The organism is Eubacterium sp. AM46-8 (assembly GCF_003466705.1).
GTDB lineage: Bacteria > Bacillota > Clostridia > Lachnospirales > Lachnospiraceae > Lachnospira.
The window spans coordinates 1-21,919 of sequence record NZ_QSEU01000005.1 but is presented as its reverse complement, the minus strand read 5'-3'; the positions used below and the strand labels follow the sequence as shown (position 1 = coordinate 21,919).

The following is a 21,919-nucleotide window of genomic DNA, read 5'->3' as shown; positions in this document are numbered from 1 at the left end:
TCATTTAGGATTCTCAAGCAGCACATGTTTATAGTTCGCAATTTTATAACTTATCTTGCATCGATACAAAATATCCCTCTAAATCGCTTATATCTTTTCTGACCTTGGTTCCTTCTGTTTCTGCCTCAAAGGACATCAATGTTTTATACTTATATGTAAGTATTCCCTTCGTTCCTTCCGCATAGACATCATACATATCCTTAGATACTGGAAAAGTAACTATTTTTCCAGTATCAAGATTCATGGTAAAATAATAAGCAATTCCTTTCTCTGCAAGTCCTTCCTGGATAGCTCCAGCTCCAGCATACATCCGCTTATTAACATATTCCTCCTGAAATTTAGATGCAAGAGTTGCTGTCGTTGTGATTCTTTTAGACAACACCTGCATGATAAAATCTTTTGCCATAAATATAAATATAGCAATCACAACTACTGCAAATACAGTTAGTATTAACACGCCTAACCAGTGTGGTGCGACCTCAAAATTATCAGTTGTTCCCACTGCGCCAATCTGAGTGAATGTTGTCATAAAAAAGCACCCCTTTCATCAAATATATCAATATATCTGTGTAATTAAAAGCCTATCCTTTTCTATACAATAATATCAAGGTGAATTATTACTTCTCTCATGTGCCCAAATATAATATTGCAAATGTCCCGATGAACCATATGCAGCATCATCTGCATATCCAACTCTTTTCTAATTAAATAGTAGCATAGATATTAATATATGTCAATTATCTCCATATCTTAAGATTAATATATACAAAATGGCACATTTGGTAATATATGGCACATTCTGCACTTGACAACACATATTAGCAATAATCATTACTGTTAATCAGCAAAAATGTCCTTATCAATAAGCTTTAATGTATATGGTTTTCCGTCATTGTCATATACAATTTCCCAGCAGGATGTAATGCCATTCTGTAAAGGCGTATTAATATAAAACCATTTTCCGTCAGTAACAGCTGTATTAACGCCAATACCAGAATTCATAAGCCACGACGATTCGTCTTTAATGTCATAACAATATAAAGATGTATCCCCCTCGTATAATTTTTACGCTGTTATCTGATTAGAATATAACATATACAAATAAGAAAGTCTATCCCAGTACACAAAAAAGCTGTGCCCCAGCCCCGAAAGACCAGCACACAGCTTTATTTAACATTTATTTAGTTATCCTGCTTAAGCAAGCTTCTCAACAGCAAGTGTAACCTTCTCGCCATTGATATCCCATTCCTTCTCAAATCCGGCAGTCTTGTCTGTGATAATATCCTGTGCAAGAACTACTGTCTTAACCTGAGCGGCATTCTTATTAACAATATCAGCTATCTTGTCGTTGCCTGATACATAGAGATTAATCTTATCCATAACCTCGAAACCAGCGTCCTTACGCATAGTCTGAACCTTAGAGATAACCTCTCTTACGAAACCTTCCTCGATAAGCTCTGGAGTTAAGTTAGTATCAAGTACGACAGTGATTCCCTTGTCGCTGCTTGCAACAAATCCTTCCTTCTGAGTCATCTCGATAAGAACATCGTCCTTAGAAAGCTCAATAGCCTGACCTTCAACATTTAACTCGAAGCTTCCTGACTCATTGAGCTTGTCCATAGTTGCGTTACCGTCAACCTCTGTAAGAGCTGTTCTGATTGCATTAAGAAGCTTTCCGTACTTAGGTCCGAGAGTCTTCATCTGTGGCTTGAATGAGTATGATGTAAATGCTCTGACATCATCTGTGTATTCAACTTCCTTAACATTAAGCTCATCAGCGATGATAGCTGTATAGAACTCATCAAGCTTCCAGTCTGCTTTAATAAACATCTTGCCAATTGGCTGACGGTTCTTGATATTAGTTGAATTACGGCATGCACGTCCGATAACAACTGCGTCTAATACATCATCCATAGTCTCCTCAAGCTTCTTGTCAATGAACTGCTCATTAACCTTAGGGAAGTCGCATAAATGTATTGAAATAGGTGCATTTTTATCAATGCTGCATACAAGATTTCTATAAATGCTTTCTGTCATGAAAGGTACCATTGGTGCAGAAATCTTTGCAAGAGTTACAAGTGTTGTGTAAAGAGTCATGTAAGCATTTATCTTATCCTGCTCCATTCCCTTAGCCCAGAATCTCTCACGGCTTCTTCTTACATACCAGTTAGAAAGCTCATCTGTGAAGTCCTCAAGCGCTCTTGCAGTCTCTGTAATCTTGTAGTTCTCAAGGTTAGTATCAACGAATTTAACCAAAGAATTAAGCTTTGATAATAACCATTTGTCCATAACTGAAAGCTTGTCATATTCAAGCTGATACTTAGTAGCATCAAAATTATCAATATTAGCATACAGTACAAAGAATGCATATGTGTTCCAGAATGTTCCCATGAACTTTCTCTGACCTTCTGAAACCCACTCATCCTTGAATCTGTTAGGAACCCAAGGAGCTGAATTCTCGTAGAAGTACCAACGGATAGCATCCGCACCGTGCTTCTGTAATGCATCAAATGGGTCAACAGCGTTACCCTTTGACTTACTCATCTTCTGTCCATCTGCATCCTGAACATGTCCGAGAACGATAACATTCTCATATGGAGCTTTGTTAAAGAGCAGTGTTGAGATAGCCAGTAATGAGTAGAACCATCCTCTTGTCTGGTCAACAGCTTCAGATATGAACTTAGCTGGGAACTGCTGCTCGAATAATTCTTTATTCTCAAATGGATAGTGGTGCTGTGCAAATGGCATTGAACCTGAATCAAACCAGCAGTCAATAACTTCTGGAACTCTCTTCATTGTTCCCTGACACTTAGGGCACTTACATGTAACTGCATCAACATATGGTCTGTGAAGCTCAATATTATCTGGACAATTGTCTGACTTTTCTTTAAGTTCTTCGATACTTCCGATAGACATCATCTCACCGCAGTCCTCACACTGCCAGATATTAAGAGGTGTACCCCAGTATCTGTTTCGTGAAATTCCCCAGTCCTGAACATTTTCAAGCCATGCTCCGAAACGTCCTGTACCGATTGTCTCTGGAATCCAGTTGATTGTCTTATTATTAGCAATTAAGTTAGCCTTAACTTCTGGGTCTGTCATCTTGATAAACCATGACTCTCTTGCATAGTAGATAAGTGGTGTATCACATCTCCAGCAATGAGGATATTCATGCTCTACCTTAGGTGCTGAGAAGAGGATTCCTCTGCCCTCAAGTTCCTTAAGAACCTCAACATCACAGTTGATAGCGCCTGCTTCCATCTCTTTCTTAGTTGGCTTAGCACGCATTCCTGCAAATGGAGTCTCAGGCTTCATAACACCAGCCTCGTCTACCATCTGAACAAATGGAGCGTCATATTTTCTACCAACTCTTGCATCGTCTTCACCAAATGCAGGTGCAATATGAACGATACCAGTACCATCTTCCATAGTTACATAATTATCGCAGTATACGAAAAATGCTTTCTTGTGCTGCTTGTCAGCGGCATCCTTAGCGCACTGGTAAAGTGGCTCATATTCCTTATATTCAAGGTCTTTACCCTTGTATTCTTCAATAATCTCATAAGCAGGTGTGCCTTCTTCTCTCTCGATTCCACCAAGAACCTTGTCAAGAAGTGCCTTTGCCATGATGTATGTGAATCCATCTGCTGCCTTAACTCTCGCATAAGTCTCATCTGGATTAACACAAAGAGCAATATTAGAGCAGAGTGTCCAAGGAGTTGTTGTCCATGCAAGGAAATATGCATCTTCTCCAACAATCTTGAATCTTACAACTGCTGTACGCTCTTTAAGAGTCTTGTAGCCCTGGGCAACCTCATGTGAAGAAAGAGGTGTACCACAACGAGGACAGTAAGGAACAATCTTGAATCCCTTATAGAGAAGTCCCTTATCCCATATCTGCTTTAAAGCCCACCATTCAGACTCAATAAAGTTATTGTCATATGTTACATAAGGATTATCCATATCAGCCCAGAAACCAACAGTAGATGAGAAATCCTCCCACATACCCTTGTATTTCCATACAGATTCCTTACAATGCTTGATAAATGGCTCGATACCATATTCTTCAATCTGTTCCTTGCCATCAAGACCTAACATCTTCTCAACCTCAAGCTCAACAGGAAGTCCATGTGTATCCCATCCAGCCTTACGAGGAACCATATAACCCTTCATTGTTCTGTATCTTGGAATCATATCCTTAATAACTCTTGTAAGTACATGTCCAATATGTGGCTTACCATTAGCAGTTGGAGGTCCGTCATAGAATGTGTAAGTTGGACCTTCCTTTCTGTTATCAATACTCTTCTGGAAGATATCATTGTCTTTCCAGAACTTTTCAACTTCTTTTTCTCTGTCTACGAACTTCATGTCCGCAGAAACTTTCTGATAAATCATTGCAGCTTCCTTTCTGGTTTATACTATTAAACCCCTCTGTCGTAATACAACAGAGGGGTAAACTTGCTTATCCTAAAATCTGAATGATTACGACATACTATCATATGCGTCCCTGGCTTTAACCTGACGATGGGATTACCGTCCCCGCTTAGTCTCGTGATGATTTCAGCGAAGATGCTCAGAAGTGATGTTCAGATGGATAGTACTCGCACCGGCTCTCACCGTCCCGGCTCGCTCATGCTTTTCACTCCAACCTACTGTCTTCGTCAATGCATTTGATTAGATTTTATATAATAAATGTTTAGTTGTCAAGCTGATTCTTAGCCACAATTCTCATAATCAGATCTACGCTTCCGTCAATTCCATAAGTTGAACTGTTAATTGTGAGGTCGTAATTATCTGCTTCGCCCCACTTCTTGCCTGTATAGAATGCGTATCTTTTAAGATGTGCTTTATCCTCTTTTGAAACATACTTCGCAGCCTGCTTATAAGTAAGCTTCTCTTTGCTTGTATGGTAAGTTCTCTGTATACGCAGCTTCTTAGGAGCTGTGATAAATATGCTTATATGAGGAATGTGGTTCTTAGTAAGAATATTATCTGCATATCTTCCCATGATAACATATGGTTCCTGCTTTGCTAAATCGACCAGCTTCTTAGATGTATTAAAGAACTGTACATCCGACCTTGAAAGACCATGGTACTTCCTAAAATCTCTCCACCACTGAGCCGGTGTCCTTGCTGTTTTATTCTGGAATAAAGCTCTGTCAGTTTCTTCATGTTCTTCATTACGCTGTAATATCTCGTTCATGATAGATACATCATAATAGCTGATTCTTAACTTATCAGCAAGCTTGAAACCTATATCTGTTCCGGCACAGCCATATGAACGGCCTATGCATATAATAAGATTGTCGTCCTTTCCAAATCTGTTTGCAAGATTGGACATATTAAGCTCTGCATGCTCCGGGTCAATAATATCATTTCCCTCTCTCGCTTCCTGCATAGCCATTGCTTCATCAAAAATCTCACCATATTCATGCATTATTTCTTTATGAAGCTGAGGATTCTTTTTAGTGGTTCTTGCCATATTACTTATAAGTGCAAGCTCACTTCTAAGAACTGAAGAATCCGCACTGGATTTAAGCAAATCTCTTAAATCATTAATACATTTTTCCTTGTTTCCCTGATATACACGTCCCAGATTAGAACCTGTAGCTTTATATACTTTCTCGTCCAGTGCGTATATTCTGTTCGCAAGTTCAGTTATTTTATCATTATCTGCCATAATGCGCACCTCCTAATTATATAAAGAATAATAGTGTGTCAATAAGGAATACTGGTACAAGGCAACACAATGACCACACAATATACCCAAAGAAGCTTGGCATCTTAACACCATTTTCATCTGATATTGACTTAACCATGAAATTAGGTGCATTACCGATATAAGTCATTGCTCCCATAAATACCGCGCCACATGATATTGCCGTAAGCATTTTTGCAGGAACAACTCCAAGTGCAGTTGTAAGTCCTGACGCGAATCCCATAGAACCAGCCGTTGTAAGAAATACAAGGTAAGTTGGTGTATTATCAAGGAAACTTGAAAGTGCACCCGTTACCCAGAACATCTGTGATGGATGTGTAAGTCCAAGCTCTGCGCCTGCGCTCTTTAAAATCATAAGAGCTGGCTGCATAGTAATAAATATACCTATGAAAAGTACAGCAACTTCCTGAATGGCGCCCCATGTGAAATGGTTCTTCTTTCTTATCTCTGCATTAGTTGTCTTGAATGATAAAAATGCAGCTAAAAGAATCATAACTACTTCAATAAGTGAAGTAATCGCAAGCTTGACCTCTCCAAATATAGGAATTGAGATTACCTCGCCGGCAGCATTCTGGAAAATGGTACATCCGGAAGTACTCCGCTTAATATAACTGCTGCAACAATAATTACGATGAATATAATATTATGTAATCCCTCAAATCTTATAAGTGGTTCATTTTCCTTAATCTCCGGCATATAACCTGCTGCTATATCCTTCCTGTATGCTCTCTTATCAAGAAAATAAAGCACTGTAAGAAGAATAATCATGTTAAGGAGCAGTATCGGAAAGAATCTTATACTCCAGAAGAAAGGAACACCTCTTGAAAATCCCATAAGAAGTGGTGGGTCACCGATAGGTGTAAGACTTCCTCCCATATTAGATATAAGGAAAATGAAGAACACCATAATGTGAGCCTTATTTCTTCTCCAAGAATTCATCTTAATAACAGGTCTTACAAGAAGCATTGACGCACCTGTCGTTCCAATCCAGCTTGAAAGAAGGGTTCCTATTCCAAGAAGAATAACATTTACTCTTGGTGAACCAACAAGACTTCCCTCAACTGTTATGTTACCTGCTACGCAGAAAAGACCGAAAAGCAGTACAATGAATGTAAGATAATCATTTACCAGACATTCAAGTACAGTCTCTGCTGCTGTTCCAGCACCATACTTAACTGCGAACGGAATTATAAAAAGCAGTGACCAGAATATTACAGCAAATGGTCTGTACTTTTCCCACCATTCTCCTTTTACAAGTGGAATTATGGCTATACACAAAAGCAGACATGCAAATGGTATACAAAGCCATAAAGGCACATTCGTCAGCTCAGCTGCCAGTGCAACCATTGGACAAATATTAATACTCATAACTTAAGCCTCCGTAAAAAAACCTGTTCCACACACGGAACAGGTAATCTTAATATTAAATTATCTCTGCACATCGAAAGACGAATTCTTCATAAGTCTCTTAATGTGGTCAACACATGTGATATTAGTATCACCTCTGATAGCATGCTTCATTACTGAAGAAGCAACAGCGAAGTTAACAGTATCTTCAGGAGTCATATTGTCCATAAGGGCATAGATAAGTCCTGATGAAAATGCATCGCCGCCACCAACTCGGTCTACTATCTCAAAATTAATTGTCTTGCTCTCATAAGTCTCTCCGTTAGTATAATAGAAAGCCTTTAAAGAGTTGTTGCTTCCTGAGTGTACATATCTTACAGTTCTGGCAATAGCTTTCATGTGGTACTGCTCATCTATTGCCTTAAATACTCTGTCCATGTCCTTAAATGATGGGTCCATTGTAAGACCGTCTTTAACATCAGTTCCATCTTCTCTGTATACATGGATAGGTTCGATTCCAATAAGCACATCAACATAAGGAAGGTACTTACTAAGAACATCTCTTGCTGTCTCGAATGACCAGAGCGTACTTCTCCAGTTAGGGTCGAAGCTGACAGTAAGTCCCATCTTCTTAGCTGCCTTAACCGCCATATCCATCATCTTACGGCAGTTATAAGAAAGTGCAGGAGTGATACCGCTAATATGGAGCCAGTCATAATCCTTAAGAATCTCCTCGAAATCAACATCCTTATAGTCGTATTCTGCAAATGCAGAATCAGCTCTATCATATATTACCTGTGAAGGTCTGACAGAAACACCTTCTTCCAGATAATAAAGTCCCATTCTTCCTTCTGATCTTATAATGTGCTTGGTATGCACATCATTAGACTTAAGATAATTAATAGTTGACTTTCCAAGGTCTGAGTTAGGTAATACTGTAAAAAATGTTGAATCAACACCAAGGTTTGCAAGGGAAACCGCTACATTTGCCTCTGCTCCGCCATAATTAACTCTGAAATCATGTGTAGTTACAAGTTTTTCATAGTTAGGTGGTGATAATCTCAACATCAATTCACCAATTGCTATAAATTTCATGTCTTCCTCCAACGTCATAATAGATTAAGGGTATCAAATACCCAGTTTTGCATATTCCAATGACATATTACACCACATTTGTACAAATTGCAAACTTGCATATTACTTTTTAATAAGATATAATTATTTTATTAATAAGTAAGGTTAAGGTACGTGTTTATGGATATATTTGAGTCTCTGAATTCTGTGCTTGTAGACTTGTTCAATGATATCTTGAACATTGAAGAAAGGGCTCTTATCACAGAAGAATTTAAGGATATTTCTGTTACAGACATGCATATTATAGAGGCAATCGGAATTGAAGAACCTCGTACTATGTCCACAATTTCCAAGTCACTTGGAGTAACAATGGGAACTCTTACAGTTGGAATCAATGGACTTGTCAAGAAAGGCTATGTGATAAGAAAGCGCGGTGAGAAAGACCGCCGTATTGTCTATGCTTCTCTTACAGACAAAGGAATTGCCGCATACAGACATCATGAGAATTTTCATAAAGACATGATTGAGAATATCACGAAGGATTTAACTAAGGAAGAAGCTGAGGTACTTACCAAGACATTTATACGGCTTGAAGATTTCTTCCATCAGCTTCCATAATGATTTAGTATATTGAAACAGCCACCCTTGGGTTTCCCCGCGGGTGGCTGTTCCATCTTTATATGAAAGTGTTTGAAAGAAAAAAGCTTAGTTATTAGCTGTAATGCCTGCTGTCTTGTAAACAAATGTTACACTTCCGGCTTTGTCATCTGACTTGCCTAAGAATGAATTGTATTCCTGACCAGCCTTAACTACTGCCTTGATTGTATCAACAGCTGTCTGTGCGTCTGAATCTACAAGCTTTGTGATAGGCTCAATTGCCTCGCTGTTAAACTGTGCCATTCCATCTTTTAATGTAATTGCACCTTCGTTTAACTGTGTAACTCCATCTGCAAGTGTTCCTGAACTATCCTTTAATGTAGCTGTTCCATCTGCAAGCTGTGAAGCACCACTCTTTAATGTAGCGTTATTAGCTGTAAGCTGTGAAAGTCCGCTCTGAAGGACTGCTGTTCCTTCCTGCTGGAGCTTTCCTGCATTAAGATTTAATGCATATAAACTTGAGCAGAGAGTTCCTTCCTTGTATGTTGAAAATGAACCAACTGATGTGCTGAGTGTGTTAAGACCTGTACTTAATGTACCAAGTCCTGCCTTAAGCTGCTTAGAACCAGCGCTTAACTGTCCTGCACCTGTGCTTAACTGGTCAATTCCTGCTTTAAGCTGTGTTGCACCAGAATTAGCAGACTTAATTCCCTCATTAAGTGAAGCCATACCATCAAAATATCCGGCATCCTCAAGAGATGATAATGTTGTATTGCAATTGTTATATGCCTGATAAGCCTGTGAAAGTCCGCTTGTCATTGTAACAATCTGCTCATCTGCCTTAGAACTTACTGTCGCTTCATCAAGCTGTCCGCCAGCTGCTGCACTTACAGTAGCGGCAACAACCTGCTTAACAGATGCATAGTTCTTTAATATATAACCTGTTGCTAAAGCGTACTGCGTCTTACTTGTTACATCAGGTGTCTGTGATATACCAGACTGTGCCATAGCTGCTGCGATTACTGCCTTCTGCTGTGGTGTTGCTGAATTAGGATTAATTCCCTGACTCATGCATGTTACTGCAAATGCTACATTATAGAAACTTCCATAAGCTGTACTGTAACTTTCAGCTGCCTGTGTCTTTCCTGCTTCAAGACTGCTCTTTAACTGTGTAGTTCCTGCTGATAACTTGTCAGAACCAGCCTCAAGCTTTGTAAGACCACCTGATAATGTATCTGCCCCAGTAACAAGCGCTCCAGCACCAGCTAAAGCACTGTCAATTCCTGCATCAAGTGTTTCAGCTCCTGCTGATAACTGGCTGGCACCATCTGCTGCCGAAGCAACACTGCTGTCAAGATTGTTATCCTTAAGAGTATTGTAAAGAGTTCCCATTCCGTCAGCATATGTCTTCATGTTGTTATTAAGTGAAACTGAACCCTCATATGCACTTGCAGCGCCATCTGTATATGCATATATACCATCCTTAAGAGAAGAAGCACCTGTATTTAACTGGTCAACACCATCAGTAAGTGCCGGAATTGCATCACTTAACTGCTGTGTTCCATCCTGTAATGTAACCGTTCCGTCTGCAAGCTGTGTTGCTGCATCATCTAATGAAGCAACAGTTTTCTTTAGATCATCTAAAGTAATGTCATCAGCATTCATATCCGAAAGAAGATTAGATGTTGCAACTGACATAGTCATATCAAGTGAGAAATTCTTAACATCTGCTGTTAATTCAAAATACTCAGGAATATCAAGGTCAAGTGACTTGTCATTAAACTTAAGATTCATAGTATCCTTAAGTCCTGGCATTGTCATACCGACTGCCACAATATTATCACCAACCTTAGTAAGCTTACCATTAGTAACCTCAACATTTGAGAATACATCTGTTGGAAGCATCATGCCTGTAATCATTGTAAATGGTACGGCAACTGTCTGCTTCTTACCATTAATTGTTACAGTTTTCTTCTGATTATTAGTGTAATCAAAATGTATTGTAACCTTTCCGCTCTTTCCAGCCAGGTCTTCCGGCTTAATTTCCTTTCCATCAAGCTTGTAAGTAACCTTCATTGTCACTGGCGCATTTTCACTTGACTCAGTCTTATTAAGAGTCTCATTGCCGTTAGCGTCTGTAATCTTTTCGTTGACAGTGATGTGATTCTTGTTACCTGAAGCATCATTGAATACATAAACTGTTTCCTGTCTTGTGTTAGTTGCAAGTGTGCTCTTGTTAGACACTGCAAGCTCGTTAGTTATTGCCTGTGTAATCGTAGCCTCAGTGCTGCCTGCTGCCATCTCTGTTACATAAGCTGTATCTGTTCCTGTTGTTGCAGCTGTCTTAGAACCGCAGCCAACAAGACTTGCCGCAGTAAGAACAACACACATTAAAACTGAACTATATCTGAATAAATTCTTCTTTACCATAATAAATCCTCCTAATTTAATTCTGACTGTTCTTCTTAGGCTTAAAACCTAAACTTGTATGAATAATCACCTTATCAAGTAATACAAAAAGTGATGGAAGAACAAATATAACAACAAACATACTGATTATTGCGCCTCGTGCCATAAGTGTACAAAGTGAAGCAATCATATCAACACTGGCTATCATACCTACACCAAATGTTGCTGCGAAGAAACCAAGTGCGCTGACAATAATAGATGGAATAGATGTTCCAAGTGCTATTGATATAGCCTCTTTCTTAGAGTTACCAGCGGCTCTTTCTCTCTTATATCTTGTAGTCATAAGAATTGCATAATCGACTGTCGCACCAAGCTGAATAGTTCCGATTACTACTGAAGATATAAATGGTATCGTTGTTCCTGTATAATATGGAATACCCATATTAACAAATATAGCAAATTCAATAGCAGCAACCAGAATAACCGGAAGAGATATTGACTTTAATACGAAGAAAATAATAAAGAATATCGCAACAATTGAAACTGCACTAACTGTCTTGAAATCCTTATCAGTAATAGTGATAAGATCCTTAGTACAAGGGGCTTCTCCAATTACCATAGATTTAGCATCATACTTCTTTGCAATCGCATCAACCTTATTAATCTGGTCATTGATTTCATCAGAAGCAATTGTGTAATTAGTTGATACCATCATAATCTGGTATTCATCACCCTTAAGCTCTGAAACAAGCGAATCAGGAAGCATTTCCGTAGGGATTTCTCCACCGAGTGCTGAGTCAATACTTAATGCAAATGAAATTCCGTCCAGATCATTTACCTCATTCATCATTGCATTAGAATCCTCTGCTGAAAGATTACTGTCGGCAAGAATCATATATATAGAATTAGTTCCGTCAAAGTTCTCGGCAAGCATCTTGTTAGCCTGCGAACAGTTAAGCTTCTCTGGAAGTGTATCAGACAAATCATAGTAAACCTTAGTATTGTTATATCCGTAGATTGCCGGGCCAAGAAGCAGAACGAATATTATAAGGAATATCCATGAATGATTAACTATCCATCTTGCCGGCTTATCAAAATTCGGCATAATCTCTCTATGCATTGTTTTCTCAAGAGCCTTGTCAAATGTAAGAATAAGGGAAGGAAGTATTGTAACACAACCAATAACACCCAATACAACACCCTTTGCCATAACAACACCAAGGTCAAGACCAAGTGTAAAGCTCATAAAGCAGAGTGCGATGAATCCTGCAACAGTTGTTATGGAAGAACCAACAACTGATGTTAGTGTATTCCCAATAGCAACCGCCATAGCTTCGTGATGATCATCCGGAGTTTCTTCCTTAGCTTCCTTGTAACTGTGCCATAAGAATATAGAATAATCCAGAGTTACACCAAGCTGAAGTACCGCAGCCAGTGCTTTCGTTATGTATGAAACCTCACCTAAGAAATAATTAGAACCAAGGTTATACACAATTGCCATACCTATACTTAGCATAAAGAATACTGGTACAAGGAATGAATCCATAAATATGGCGAGTACGATACATACAAGAACAACCGCTACAAGTACATAAAAAGGAGTCTCCTTTTCTGCCATTGTCTTAGTATCTGTAACTACAGCAGACATACCTGCAATATAGCACTGATTATCCGTAACATCTCTTACTTCCTGAATAGCCTTCATTGTATCGTCACTTGATGTTGTATCATCAAAGAATATTGCAAACAATGTAGCTCCTGAATCCTCATTTTCAAAATAAGAACGGAACTTATCAGGAAGAATTTCTGAAGGAACATCATCTCCTACTATTCCACTATAAGAGATAACTGACGCAACATGGTCAACACCCTCAACCTTCTTTACCAACTTAGAAACATTTGACTTATTCATTCCGTCAACGACAACCATTGCATAAGCGCCCTTTCCGAAATCATCAAGCAAAATGTCCTGTCCCTGCATAGTGTCGATATCACTTGGCAGATAATACAGGATATCGTAATTAACTCTGGTATTAAAGTAACCAAGAACTGATGGAATCAACAGCAGGAAGCTAAGAACCAGAATTGGAATTCTTAACTTAACAACAACTTTTCCAAACTTTTTCATATAAATAACCACGCCTTTCTGTAAGATGCAAATGCCAACAACCCTTAGTCATATAAGTATTCATGTCTTTAACAAATATGACCGATAGTCATTTTCAATTTCAGTTGACATTATAGCACCTCAAAACATATAGTCAATAGAAAATTGACCAAAAGTCATTTTTTAATATTTATTTTATAATTGGATTGGTGTATAATGTATTTATGAATGAGTTGGCATGGTAATCAATTTCAGGCACGCTTGCGCTGCTTGTCGCTCACAGCGGACACTAAACTCGTTGCAGTTCCTGCAACTTGTTAAGTGCCGGTGGCTCCAAAGCACCTGAAATCAATTACCATACCAACTCATAATACACACTATAACCAACTAATAATTAACACTAATAAAGGTGAGTGATTGATATGGGAAAGCTTGAAACTAACAAACAACAGAAACTTACTTCTCTGCTGAATACTGCATTTAATCTCTTTACTACCCAGGGGGTTGCGAAGACTTCTATTGCTGAGATTTCGCAGAAAGCTGGAATTGCTAAAGGTACATTTTATCTGTACTTTAAGGATAAGTATGATATAAGAAACCGTCTTATATCACATGAATCAAGTAAATTATTTAAGAATGCCGTCGCTGATTTAGAAGAATTTTCTATGGAAAAGGACGAACAGTTAGGTTTCGAAGAAAAAATAATATTTATAATTAATCATATTGTAGATGAACTGAATTCTAATCAGACTCTTCTCACATTTATATCAAAAAACCTTAGCTGGGGAATCTTCAAGGAAGCTCTCACAACTAAGGTTGCATCTGATGATATTAACTTTAAAGATGTATATTATGAAATGATTAACGCTGAGGATATCTCACTTGAAGAGCCTGAAATAATGCTCTTCCTTATTGTTGAGCTTGTAAGTTCAACTTGCTACAGCGCAATTCTTTATAAAGAACCTGCTGACATAGATACTATCAAGCCTTATCTTTTCAAGACAGTACGTGCAATCATCAAAGAGCACACTATCCGGTAGCTGCTTACGCTTTCCCTTCAAGCTCCTGGTATATATCCCTTTTTGACACACCCCTGTCCTTTGCCGCAGCTTTCATGGCTTCTTTCTTGTCCATGCCCTGCGACATATACATCTGCACATGTTCTGCCACACTCATGTTTTCCCACTGCTTTCTTGCTTCAACCTTTAACTGCTCACGGCTTTTACCGGCAATCACAAGCACATATTCACCTCTTGGCTCATTATTTTCATAATATTCACATGCAGATTCAAGCGTGAATTCCATAGAATTCTCATATCTCTTGGTAAGTTCCTTACATATAGTAATCTGTCTGTCACCGCCAAGCGTATCTTGTAGTTCCGCAAGTGTCTTAGTAAGTCTGTGCGGTGCTTCATATATAATCATAGTCCTTGTTTCACATGCTAACTCTGCAAGAACTTCTTTTCTCTCATTCTTATCCGCTGGTAAAAATGCTTCAAATGCGAATCTTCTTGTCTCGCGTCCTGACATTGTAAGCGCTGTTATGCATGCTGCCGGTCCCGGAAGTGAAGTAACCCTGATACCTGCTGCCCTGCATTGCTTTACAAGCTCCTCACCTGGATCAGATATTCCCGGAGTTCCAGCATCCGTAATTACAGCCACATCCATTCCACCTAATATTTTATCAACAAGAACCTTTGCCTTATCATACTTATTAAATTCATGATAACTTGTCATAGGTGTCTTTATTTCAAAATGATTAAGCAGCTTAATACTGTTTCTTGTATCCTCTGCTGCAATCAAGTCTGCCTCTGAAAGCACACGCAGAACCCTGTAAGTAATATCCTCAAGATTACCAATAGGTGTTGCACACAGATACAGCATACCCGGTCCGTCTTTCTTTACATTTTTTTCATTATCCATAATAAACCTCTATCTATTCATACATTTTTAGAAGTGCATCAGTGTAAGTACCGTCCGTCTTGTATACAATAAGCGGTTCTTCAACAATAAGCTGGGAATTACCTCCCTTAACCGCTTCTATAAGCACCATATTGGCAGCCTTATTCACATAAGGATACACCAGCCTCATTCTCTTCGGCTCAAGATGATACTTTCTCATAGTGTCAAATATATCAACAAGTCTGTTCGGTCTGTGAACCATATACATTTTCCCTTTGGATTTAAGACAACGGCTTGCTTCCCTTATAACATCATCAAGACTACACAGAAGCTCATGCCTTGCAATTGCCTTGGCACTGTCCGGATTAACAATACCGTGATTTTCATTCATATATGGCGGATTGCTCGTCACAACATTAAAAGAAGCTTCCCCAAATATAGTGGAAGCTTCCTTAATATCACCCTTAACAACACTGATTCTGTCCTCAAGATGATTAAGCTCCACATTTCTTCTGGCAAGCTGTACGCTTCCCTCCTGAATCTCAAGAGCACTATATGTGCTACCTGGATTCTTAGACTGCATAAGCACCGGAATAATACCATTACCGGTACCCATATCCAGCACCCTGTCTTTCTTCCCTGCCCTGGCATAAGTAGACAACAGCACTGCGTCCATTCCAAAACAGAAAATATCTGTATTCTGTATAAGCTTTAGTCCATCTCTCATCAAATCATCAATTCGTTCATTAATCATCACTAATATGGGCTTTTCCTTCTTTTCTTTCTAATTCCTCAAGTGCCTTAAGTTCCTTATCATCATCAATACGGACCTTATCAAATCGTCTTTTTCTCTTAAAACGAAGCTCCTCAACCGGATATTCCTTAAGTTCCTTTTCGTCATTATCATGAGTTATTAATACCTTAACTCTCTGCCTTAAAACATTGACACTTGAAACCTCACCAACCAGTTTATCTGGTGTAGTAACAGAATCTCCCACATTAGGCAGATGACTATTTAATTCCTCATATGTATCCTGCTCATTCTTTAAACAACACATAAGTCGTCCACACACACCTGAAATCTTAGTTGGATTAAGTGACAGATTCTGCTCCTTAGCCATCTTAATAGATACCGGATTGAATTCTGGTAAAAATGTGGCACAACATAAAGGTCTTCCGCAGGAACCAATTCCACCAAGAATCTTAGTTTCATCCCTTACTCCAATCTGTCTTAATTCAATTCTGGTCTTGAATACTGCAGCAAGATCCTTAACAAGCTCTCTGAAATCAATTCTTCCATCAGCAGTAAAATAGAACAGCACCTTATTATTGTCAAATGTATACTCAGCCTTAATAAGCTTCATGTCAAGATTATGCTTTGCTATCTTCTCAAGACATATCTTAAATGCTTCTTTTTCCTTTTCTCTGTTTCTTAATTCTCTTTCATCATCTTCTGGTGTTGCAACCCTTATAATTGCCTTTAGAGGCTGGATAACCGCTGTATCTTCTACTTCTCTTTCACCTAGAACAACCTGTCCATATTCAACTCCTCTGGCAGTCTCAACAATAACATGCTGTCCTGTTTCAACTGAATATTTCCCAGGTGCAAAAAAATATATCTTTCCAACCTGTCTGAATCTAACTCCAACAACTTTAGTCATCTATACTCTCCATTCTATGAATTTTCCTTAATCGCCATAATAAGCAATTCAATAACAAGATCAAAATTAACATTTGCCTGAAGTCTCACCTTAACCCTGTCAATAGAATTAATAATATCCTGTAAACCTTCATATGACATAGTCTGTGCCTGACTCTTTATCAGTGTCATCTGGTCATTAAATATGAGCAGATTAGTATCATTCGTACTCTTAAACATAAGTACATCCCTGTACCACATAAGCATAAGGTCAAGATAATCATCAATAGTCAGCTTATAATTGGTAACTCTTTTCACCGATGTCATAATATCAGCCGAATCCATATCCTTAGCATTCTTAATAACGTCCATTACATCACGTCTTAACTCAGCAAACTCAGTAGATTCGACCATAGTCATTGCCCTGCCGATTCGTCCTGCTGCGAATCTTGCTGCAAATTTGCACTCGTAATCACCGATATTATCATAGTGGTCTTTAAGATATTTAATAACTACATCATCCTTAAGTGGCTTAAGATCAAGCACAACGCATCTTGACAGAATAGTCTGTAAGAAAACATCCGGATTATTAGCAAGCAGAATAACAATTCCATAAGCCGGTGGCTCTTCAATTGTCTTAAGCATTGCATTCTGTGCTGCAACAGTAAGCTTGTCTGCTTCATCAATAATGTATATCTTGTAAGGACTGCTGTAAGGCTTAATCTGCATATCCGATACAAGCTGGTCTCTTATATCATCAACACCAATACTTCCCGGCTTCTCATGTCCAACCCAGATAATATCCGGCTGGTTCCTGCCTGCCGCCTGCACACAGGAATGGCACACCCCACAAGGCTCAACACCGCCCGCCTCACACTGCAGTGTCTGTGCAAATGTGCTGGCAATAAGCTTTTTCCCTGCACCCAGTCCTCCGCTGATTACATAAGCATGAGATACCTTTCCCATAGATATTGCACTCTGCAAATGCTCTTTAATAGTCTCATATCCATATATATCTGAAAAATTACTCATACTTATCCCTCTTTCCTTCTTGCATATTCATCTTTCATATAACTACTACATTGCAGTTGTTTGATAATTTACTTAATCATACATTATATTATAACACATAATGATTCTATGTTGAAATACCTATTGATAAACCTCTTACTAACATAAACCTGTTACTATAGCTTCCCTTACTTCATTGAGACAGTTCTCAAATTCCCCATTATTGCTGAATCTTCTTGTAATACCAGCCTTAGCAATATTCTCTTCTGAAAAATCCTCACTGTCTGCAAGAAATCTTCTGCACATTTCCTCATAGTGTGGATTATCCTGTTTCTGTTCTCTGTGGATAGCCCTTGTAAGTCTCAATCCATCTTCAACCTCAATATATACCGGCATAATATGCTGTTTTCCATAGAATTCACAGAATTTATCATACGCTTCAAGCGTTCCTATAACCAGATACCTGTTACCACTGTTAAGGTCAATCTGTCCGTCATCAGCTGTAAAATACTTCCACACACCATACACAGTATTATATTCTCTCAGTTCAACAATCCTGCCGCTCTCCTGCATCTTAACAGCTGTCTCATCATTTACAAAAAAATACTCAACCCCATCGGTCTCCCCGGCTCTCATTGGTCTTGTTGTATACAATATAACAGTATTAAGCTTCAGACTTTCATCTTCAATTAGGTTTTTATATATCTTATCCTTACCGGACGCGCTTTTTCCCATAATAAATGCTATCTCAGGCATCTTATCTTTCCTTCCTTAAGACCGGGTACTTCCAGCCCGGCATTTATCGCACTCTTAATAATTCTGCATACATCACCGGTAATCCGCTCGCCTACATTAACAACAGGCATTCCCGGTGGGTATATAAGAACCGATGACATACTTATTCTACCACATATATCAGGTGAATTAACAGATAAATCTTCATATCCATTTTCATCCATTAAATCAATTGCATCTGCTGGACACATACATACTTCCGGCTTGTTGTTAATCGCATACCCTAAGCTTTCACCTACATCATTTTCACTGTCTTTGCTTTCAACTTTCCAGCTTTCATCAATCTCCTTCAATGCACTAAGAAATCTGTCATAATACTCCTGTTTATCAGCAACTGAAGTCATTGCAATAACATATTTAAATGATGCCATCTCAAGCTGCACCTTATATTCATCCAATAACCTGTCATATAGGTACTTTCCATCATCACATATAAGAATAATCTTAGAAATATCATCACTATCCATCAATCTTATATTATTAAGTTTTGCAATATTTTCTCTTAAATTCTTAAGTCTGTTTATATATTCCTTAAAAATATAATCTCCCTGCCCTTCAATAATTCCCATACATCTGTCAATACTCGCCATAAGAATATATGAAGGACTGGTTGTCTGATATATATTCCAAAATCTTTCCACTTTATCATAATCTACATAATTTCCAGAAATATGTAGAAGTGCAGTCTGTGTAAGTGCCGGTAATGTTTTATGAATACTGTTAATTACAATGTCAGCCCCAGCTTTTACTGCCGACTCTGGAAATTCCTCACTGAATTCAAAATGTGCCCCATGCGCTTCATCAACTATAAGTGGTATTCCTTTTTCATGCAGATAACTGGCAATCTCCCTTACCTCTGACACAACACCTTCATAAGTCGGGGAAGTTATAATAACCGCCTGTGCATCCCTGTTATTTTCAACACATTTTCTAATCTGTTCTAATGATAGTCCTCTGTATATTCCTGTATCATTATCAACCTCCGGTATAACATATACTGGCTCTAACTGTGCCATAATCAATGCATTGTACACTGACACATGACAGTTTCTTGCAACGATAATCTTTCCTTTTCTTTTCGTCGCACCGCATATAGCCGATAATATTCCTGCTGTACTTCCATTTACAAGCATCAGTGTTTTATCTGCTCCATACAATTTTGCTGCCCTGTCAGACGCATTTTTAATAATACCATCCGCATTATGCATATTATCAAATCCGTCAATCTCGGTAATATCAAGTTCTGAAGTACTTGCATATTCAGTATTGCGCTTTCCTCCTGGCATATGCATCGGCACATAACCAGCTTTTGAATACTCTTCAAGTTTTGCCAGAATATCTATATTTCCCATCAATACAACTCCATTATCTCTTATTCTGTAACCATAAGCTTTACTGTTACTTCATCATGGCTTCCAATTGCATCTGTAACTTCATACTTAATATCATAAGTACCTGTCTGGTCAAATGTATATCTTCCAACAGTCACAATCTTTGCAGTAATATCATTACCACAAGTATCAGTTGCAGTAACCCCTGTCATTACATCTATACTCTGACCAATCTTTGTCTGAATGTCCTTTGCCCCTTCTATCTTAGCACTATAAGCATTCCATGGATTATTCTCGTCAGGGTCTGTAGGATCCCAGCCGGCATATGCACTGTCCTCTGGAATCTTTATAGAATCCGGCTTACCAAGTGGTCCAGGATTAACTGCATCATCATATATAGTTACACCTGTTCCCGATGGACAGTTATCATATATCCACTTTACATCCCTAACGCACATTCTAACGCATCCAAGAGAAGCATAATCACCAAGCTTATTGTACTGTCCATCCTCCAGATCACCCTTATTCATTGAATAATATGGCACAGAATGGAACAGATAACCTCCACTTATTCTGAATGCATAACGTCCATAAGTACCATCAACCATATATCCCCATTCGTACTTATCTGATGTTACATAATTCTCACCCACAATAGTTTCGTCGCCTGCTTTTCCACATGATGTTGCAAATGCTTTGACTGGTATAGTGTATTCTCCATTCTCATCAATTCCATACACTGTAGCACAGTTAGCAGTTCTATTTACTTTAATAAAATATGGAAGATAAACTCCTTCTGGTGCAATGTATTCTTGTTCTTTTGATTCAGGCTCTTTATTATCAATCCACACAACTTCCCTTGCCGCTGTTGTCTCTTCTGTTGAAACAACTGTCTGTTCATCATTACTCCCATGATTATCATCCTGTTTTTCCTTATTATAATGAGACAACATAATTCCAGCAGTTACTGCTCCTGCAATAGCAATCACAGCAACAGCAATAAATATAACAAGTGTCAGATTTCTCCTGAACCATGACTTTCTTCTTTTTAAATATTTATAATTAATGTTTCCTTTTGACATAATATCCTCCTTTGTCCATTACAAAAAATTAATATGTGTTTATAAATGTTTTTAACGCAAAAAAAGCTGTTTCATCACGAAACAGCTTTAAGTGCCTAGAACCGGAATCGAACCAGTGACACGAGGATTTTCAGTCCTCTGCTCTACCGACTGAGCTATCTAGGCTTAGTAGCGGGGACAGGATTTGAACCTGTGACCTTCGGGTTATGAGCCCGACGAGCTTCCGAGCTGCTCTACCCCGCGGCATTCACTATATATATTATGTTAAATAGATGTAAAATATACATCAAAGTGGGCGGAGAAGGATTCGAACCTTCGAAGGCAGTGCCAGCAGATTTACAGTCTGTCCCCTTTGGCCACTCGGGAATCCACCCATCTATTAAATTAATACTAATAATGCTCTCACATTATTAATATAGAGCCGACTGTCGGAGTCGAACCAACAACCTGCTGATTACAAATCAGCTGCTCTGCCATTGAGCCAAGTCGGCAAAATTGATGGGGCCTACAGGGCTCGAACCTGTGACCCTCTGCTTGTAAGGCAGATGCTCTCCCAGCTGAGCTAAGACCCCATATATAATTGTAAGCTGTTTCCAGCAAGTTATCATCTGGGAAATGATAACAACGACCCGGATGGGGTTCGAACCCACGACCTCCGCCGTGACAGGGCGGCGCTCTAACCAGCTGAGCCACCAGGCCAATCGCTTTCGCAATTAAGAGATAAACTCTTTTGAAAGATTGCTCTTTCAAAACTGCACATTAAATATATCATATCATATCTGTCTTTGCAAATACTTTTTCATCCGATTACTCTTAAGAATAACTCTCTTTGTTCTATCCAAACCGTCTTAACCTTTTCTCTTGGTTAAGCCCTCGACCTATTAGTACAGATCAGCTCCATATGTC

General features: G+C 38.7%; 18 protein-coding genes and 6 tRNA genes. 2 read left to right on the top strand and 22 right to left on the bottom strand.

Annotated elements, in window-relative coordinates; all coding sequences use genetic code 11:
* Positions 1–43: 43 nt before the first annotated feature.
* From DW963_RS04615 to DW963_RS04595, 7 genes are all read right to left on the bottom strand, one after another.
* Positions 44–529: a DUF2500 domain-containing protein gene (locus DW963_RS04615; RefSeq protein WP_117914032.1), complete on the bottom strand. Its 486-nt coding sequence runs from the start codon at positions 527–529 to the stop codon at positions 44–46.
* 308 nt (positions 530–837) lie between these two features.
* Positions 838–1,002 (bottom strand): hypothetical protein, encoded by a 165-nt coding sequence (locus DW963_RS13255; protein ID WP_158568615.1) that lies wholly within the window; start codon positions 1,000–1,002, stop codon positions 838–840.
* Between the two features lie 192 nt (positions 1,003–1,194).
* Positions 1,195–4,392: an isoleucine--tRNA ligase gene (ileS, locus tag DW963_RS04610; RefSeq protein WP_117914148.1), complete on the bottom strand. Its 3,198-nt coding sequence runs from the start codon at positions 4,390–4,392 to the stop codon at positions 1,195–1,197.
* Positions 4,393–4,696: 304 nt separating this feature from the next.
* Positions 4,697–5,680: a cytidylate kinase-like family protein gene (locus DW963_RS04605; protein ID WP_012738313.1), complete on the bottom strand. Its 984-nt coding sequence runs from the start codon at positions 5,678–5,680 to the stop codon at positions 4,697–4,699.
* 16 nt (positions 5,681–5,696) lie between these two features.
* Entirely contained in the window at positions 5,697–6,236 is a 540-nt protein-coding gene (locus DW963_RS13940) for a sodium:proton antiporter (RefSeq protein WP_353652774.1), read from the bottom strand.
* Between the two features lie 35 nt (positions 6,237–6,271).
* Entirely contained in the window at positions 6,272–7,087 is an 816-nt protein-coding gene (locus DW963_RS13935) for a sodium:proton antiporter (RefSeq protein WP_353652770.1), read from the bottom strand.
* 60 nt (positions 7,088–7,147) lie between these two features.
* On the bottom strand, positions 7,148–8,161 hold the full coding sequence (locus tag DW963_RS04595; RefSeq protein WP_022099174.1) for a sugar kinase: 1,014 nt from the start codon (positions 8,159–8,161) through the stop codon (positions 7,148–7,150).
* A 159-nt stretch (positions 8,162–8,320) separates the two neighbouring features.
* Here DW963_RS04595 and DW963_RS04590 point away from each other — a divergent pair, with 159 nt between their 5' ends.
* Entirely contained in the window at positions 8,321–8,758 is a 438-nt protein-coding gene (locus DW963_RS04590; protein ID WP_117914031.1) for a MarR family winged helix-turn-helix transcriptional regulator, read from the top strand.
* Positions 8,759–8,845: 87 nt separating this feature from the next.
* Here the strand turns inward: DW963_RS04590 and DW963_RS04585 are convergent, their stop codons facing one another.
* Positions 8,846–11,167 (bottom strand): hypothetical protein, encoded by a 2,322-nt coding sequence (locus DW963_RS04585; RefSeq protein WP_117914030.1) that lies wholly within the window; start codon positions 11,165–11,167, stop codon positions 8,846–8,848.
* A gap of 16 nt (positions 11,168–11,183) precedes the next feature.
* Complete coding sequence (locus DW963_RS04580) at positions 11,184–13,274, bottom strand: efflux RND transporter permease subunit (RefSeq protein ID WP_022099172.1); 2,091 nt, start codon at positions 13,272–13,274, stop codon at positions 11,184–11,186.
* Positions 13,275–13,675: 401 nt separating this feature from the next.
* Between DW963_RS04580 and DW963_RS04575 the strand changes: the two genes are divergently transcribed.
* Complete coding sequence (locus DW963_RS04575; RefSeq protein ID WP_199669355.1) at positions 13,676–14,293, top strand: TetR/AcrR family transcriptional regulator; 618 nt, start codon at positions 13,676–13,678, stop codon at positions 14,291–14,293.
* Positions 14,294–14,297: 4 nt separating this feature from the next.
* Here the strand turns inward: DW963_RS04575 and rsmI are convergent, their stop codons facing one another.
* The 13 genes from rsmI to DW963_RS04510 all read right to left on the bottom strand — a co-directional run bounded on the left by rsmI (position 14,298) and on the right by DW963_RS04510 (position 21,712).
* A complete protein-coding gene (gene rsmI / locus DW963_RS04570; RefSeq protein ID WP_117914028.1) occupies positions 14,298–15,176 on the bottom strand; it encodes a 16S rRNA (cytidine(1402)-2'-O)-methyltransferase in 879 nt (292 codons plus the stop codon).
* Between the two features lie 13 nt (positions 15,177–15,189).
* Positions 15,190–15,909, bottom strand: a complete 720-nt coding sequence (locus DW963_RS04565) for a tRNA1(Val) (adenine(37)-N6)-methyltransferase (RefSeq protein ID WP_117914027.1) — start codon at positions 15,907–15,909, stop codon at positions 15,190–15,192.
* Positions 15,902–16,816: a PSP1 domain-containing protein gene (locus tag DW963_RS04560; RefSeq protein ID WP_117914026.1), complete on the bottom strand. Its 915-nt coding sequence runs from the start codon at positions 16,814–16,816 to the stop codon at positions 15,902–15,904. Before DW963_RS04560 ends, DW963_RS04565 begins: the two co-directional genes overlap by 8 nt.
* Before the next feature lie 14 nt (positions 16,817–16,830).
* The gene (locus DW963_RS04555; RefSeq protein WP_117914025.1) at positions 16,831–17,826 is read right to left on the bottom strand and encodes a DNA polymerase III subunit; all 996 of its coding nucleotides are present in this window, start codon (positions 17,824–17,826) and stop codon (positions 16,831–16,833) included.
* Positions 17,827–17,964: 138 nt separating this feature from the next.
* Entirely contained in the window at positions 17,965–18,561 is a 597-nt protein-coding gene (locus tag DW963_RS04550) for a nucleoside/nucleotide kinase family protein (RefSeq protein ID WP_117914024.1), read from the bottom strand.
* Complete coding sequence (locus DW963_RS04545; RefSeq protein ID WP_117914023.1) at positions 18,549–19,952, bottom strand: aminotransferase class I/II-fold pyridoxal phosphate-dependent enzyme; 1,404 nt, start codon at positions 19,950–19,952, stop codon at positions 18,549–18,551. Before DW963_RS04545 ends, DW963_RS04550 begins: the two co-directional genes overlap by 13 nt.
* A gap of 20 nt (positions 19,953–19,972) precedes the next feature.
* Positions 19,973–21,013 carry a L,D-transpeptidase family protein gene (locus DW963_RS04540; RefSeq protein ID WP_117914022.1) on the bottom strand — a complete coding sequence of 347 codons (1,041 nt, stop codon included), beginning with the start codon at positions 21,011–21,013 and terminating at the stop codon, positions 19,973–19,975.
* A 92-nt stretch (positions 21,014–21,105) separates the two neighbouring features.
* Positions 21,106–21,178 (bottom strand) — tRNA-Phe (locus tag DW963_RS04535).
* A 4-nt stretch (positions 21,179–21,182) separates the two neighbouring features.
* Positions 21,183–21,256 (bottom strand) — tRNA-Met (locus DW963_RS04530).
* A 49-nt stretch (positions 21,257–21,305) separates the two neighbouring features.
* A tRNA-Tyr gene (locus tag DW963_RS04525) sits at positions 21,306–21,387 on the bottom strand.
* Between the two features lie 45 nt (positions 21,388–21,432).
* Positions 21,433–21,504 (bottom strand) — tRNA-Thr (locus DW963_RS04520).
* 8 nt (positions 21,505–21,512) lie between these two features.
* A tRNA-Val gene (locus tag DW963_RS04515) sits at positions 21,513–21,585 on the bottom strand.
* Between the two features lie 53 nt (positions 21,586–21,638).
* Positions 21,639–21,712, bottom strand: a tRNA-Asp gene (locus DW963_RS04510).
* Positions 21,713–21,919: the final 207 nt, after the last annotated feature.

Excerpts from the sequence above, each read along its gene's own strand:
- DW963_RS04615 (WP_117914032.1), bottom strand. The coding sequence starts at position 529 with ATGACAACATTCACTCAGATTGGCGCAGTGGGAACAACTGATAATTTT.
- DW963_RS13255 (WP_158568615.1), bottom strand. The coding sequence starts at position 1,002 with ATGAATTCTGGTATTGGCGTTAATACAGCTGTTACTGACGGAAAATGG.
- DW963_RS04605 (WP_012738313.1), bottom strand. The coding sequence starts at position 5,680 with ATGGCAGATAATGATAAAATAACTGAACTTGCGAACAGAATATACGCA.
- DW963_RS13935 (WP_353652770.1), bottom strand. The coding sequence starts at position 7,087 with ATGAGTATTAATATTTGTCCAATGGTTGCACTGGCAGCTGAGCTGACG.
- DW963_RS04595 (WP_022099174.1), bottom strand. The coding sequence starts at position 8,161 with ATGAAATTTATAGCAATTGGTGAATTGATGTTGAGATTATCACCACCT.
- DW963_RS04590 (WP_117914031.1), top strand. The coding sequence starts at position 8,321 with ATGGATATATTTGAGTCTCTGAATTCTGTGCTTGTAGACTTGTTCAAT.
- DW963_RS04585 (WP_117914030.1), bottom strand. The coding sequence starts at position 11,167 with ATGGTAAAGAAGAATTTATTCAGATATAGTTCAGTTTTAATGTGTGTT.
- DW963_RS04580 (WP_022099172.1), bottom strand. The coding sequence starts at position 13,274 with ATGAAAAAGTTTGGAAAAGTTGTTGTTAAGTTAAGAATTCCAATTCTG.
- DW963_RS04575 (WP_199669355.1), top strand. The coding sequence starts at position 13,676 with ATGGGAAAGCTTGAAACTAACAAACAACAGAAACTTACTTCTCTGCTG.
- rsmI (WP_117914028.1), bottom strand. The coding sequence starts at position 15,176 with ATGGATAATGAAAAAAATGTAAAGAAAGACGGACCGGGTATGCTGTAT.
- DW963_RS04565 (WP_117914027.1), bottom strand. The coding sequence starts at position 15,909 with ATGATTAATGAACGAATTGATGATTTGATGAGAGATGGACTAAAGCTT.
- DW963_RS04560 (WP_117914026.1), bottom strand. The coding sequence starts at position 16,816 with ATGACTAAAGTTGTTGGAGTTAGATTCAGACAGGTTGGAAAGATATAT.
- DW963_RS04555 (WP_117914025.1), bottom strand. The coding sequence starts at position 17,826 with ATGAGTAATTTTTCAGATATATATGGATATGAGACTATTAAAGAGCAT.
- DW963_RS04550 (WP_117914024.1), bottom strand. The coding sequence starts at position 18,561 with ATGCCTGAGATAGCATTTATTATGGGAAAAAGCGCGTCCGGTAAGGAT.
- DW963_RS04545 (WP_117914023.1), bottom strand. The coding sequence starts at position 19,952 with ATGGGAAATATAGATATTCTGGCAAAACTTGAAGAGTATTCAAAAGCT.
- DW963_RS04540 (WP_117914022.1), bottom strand. The coding sequence starts at position 21,013 with ATGTCAAAAGGAAACATTAATTATAAATATTTAAAAAGAAGAAAGTCA.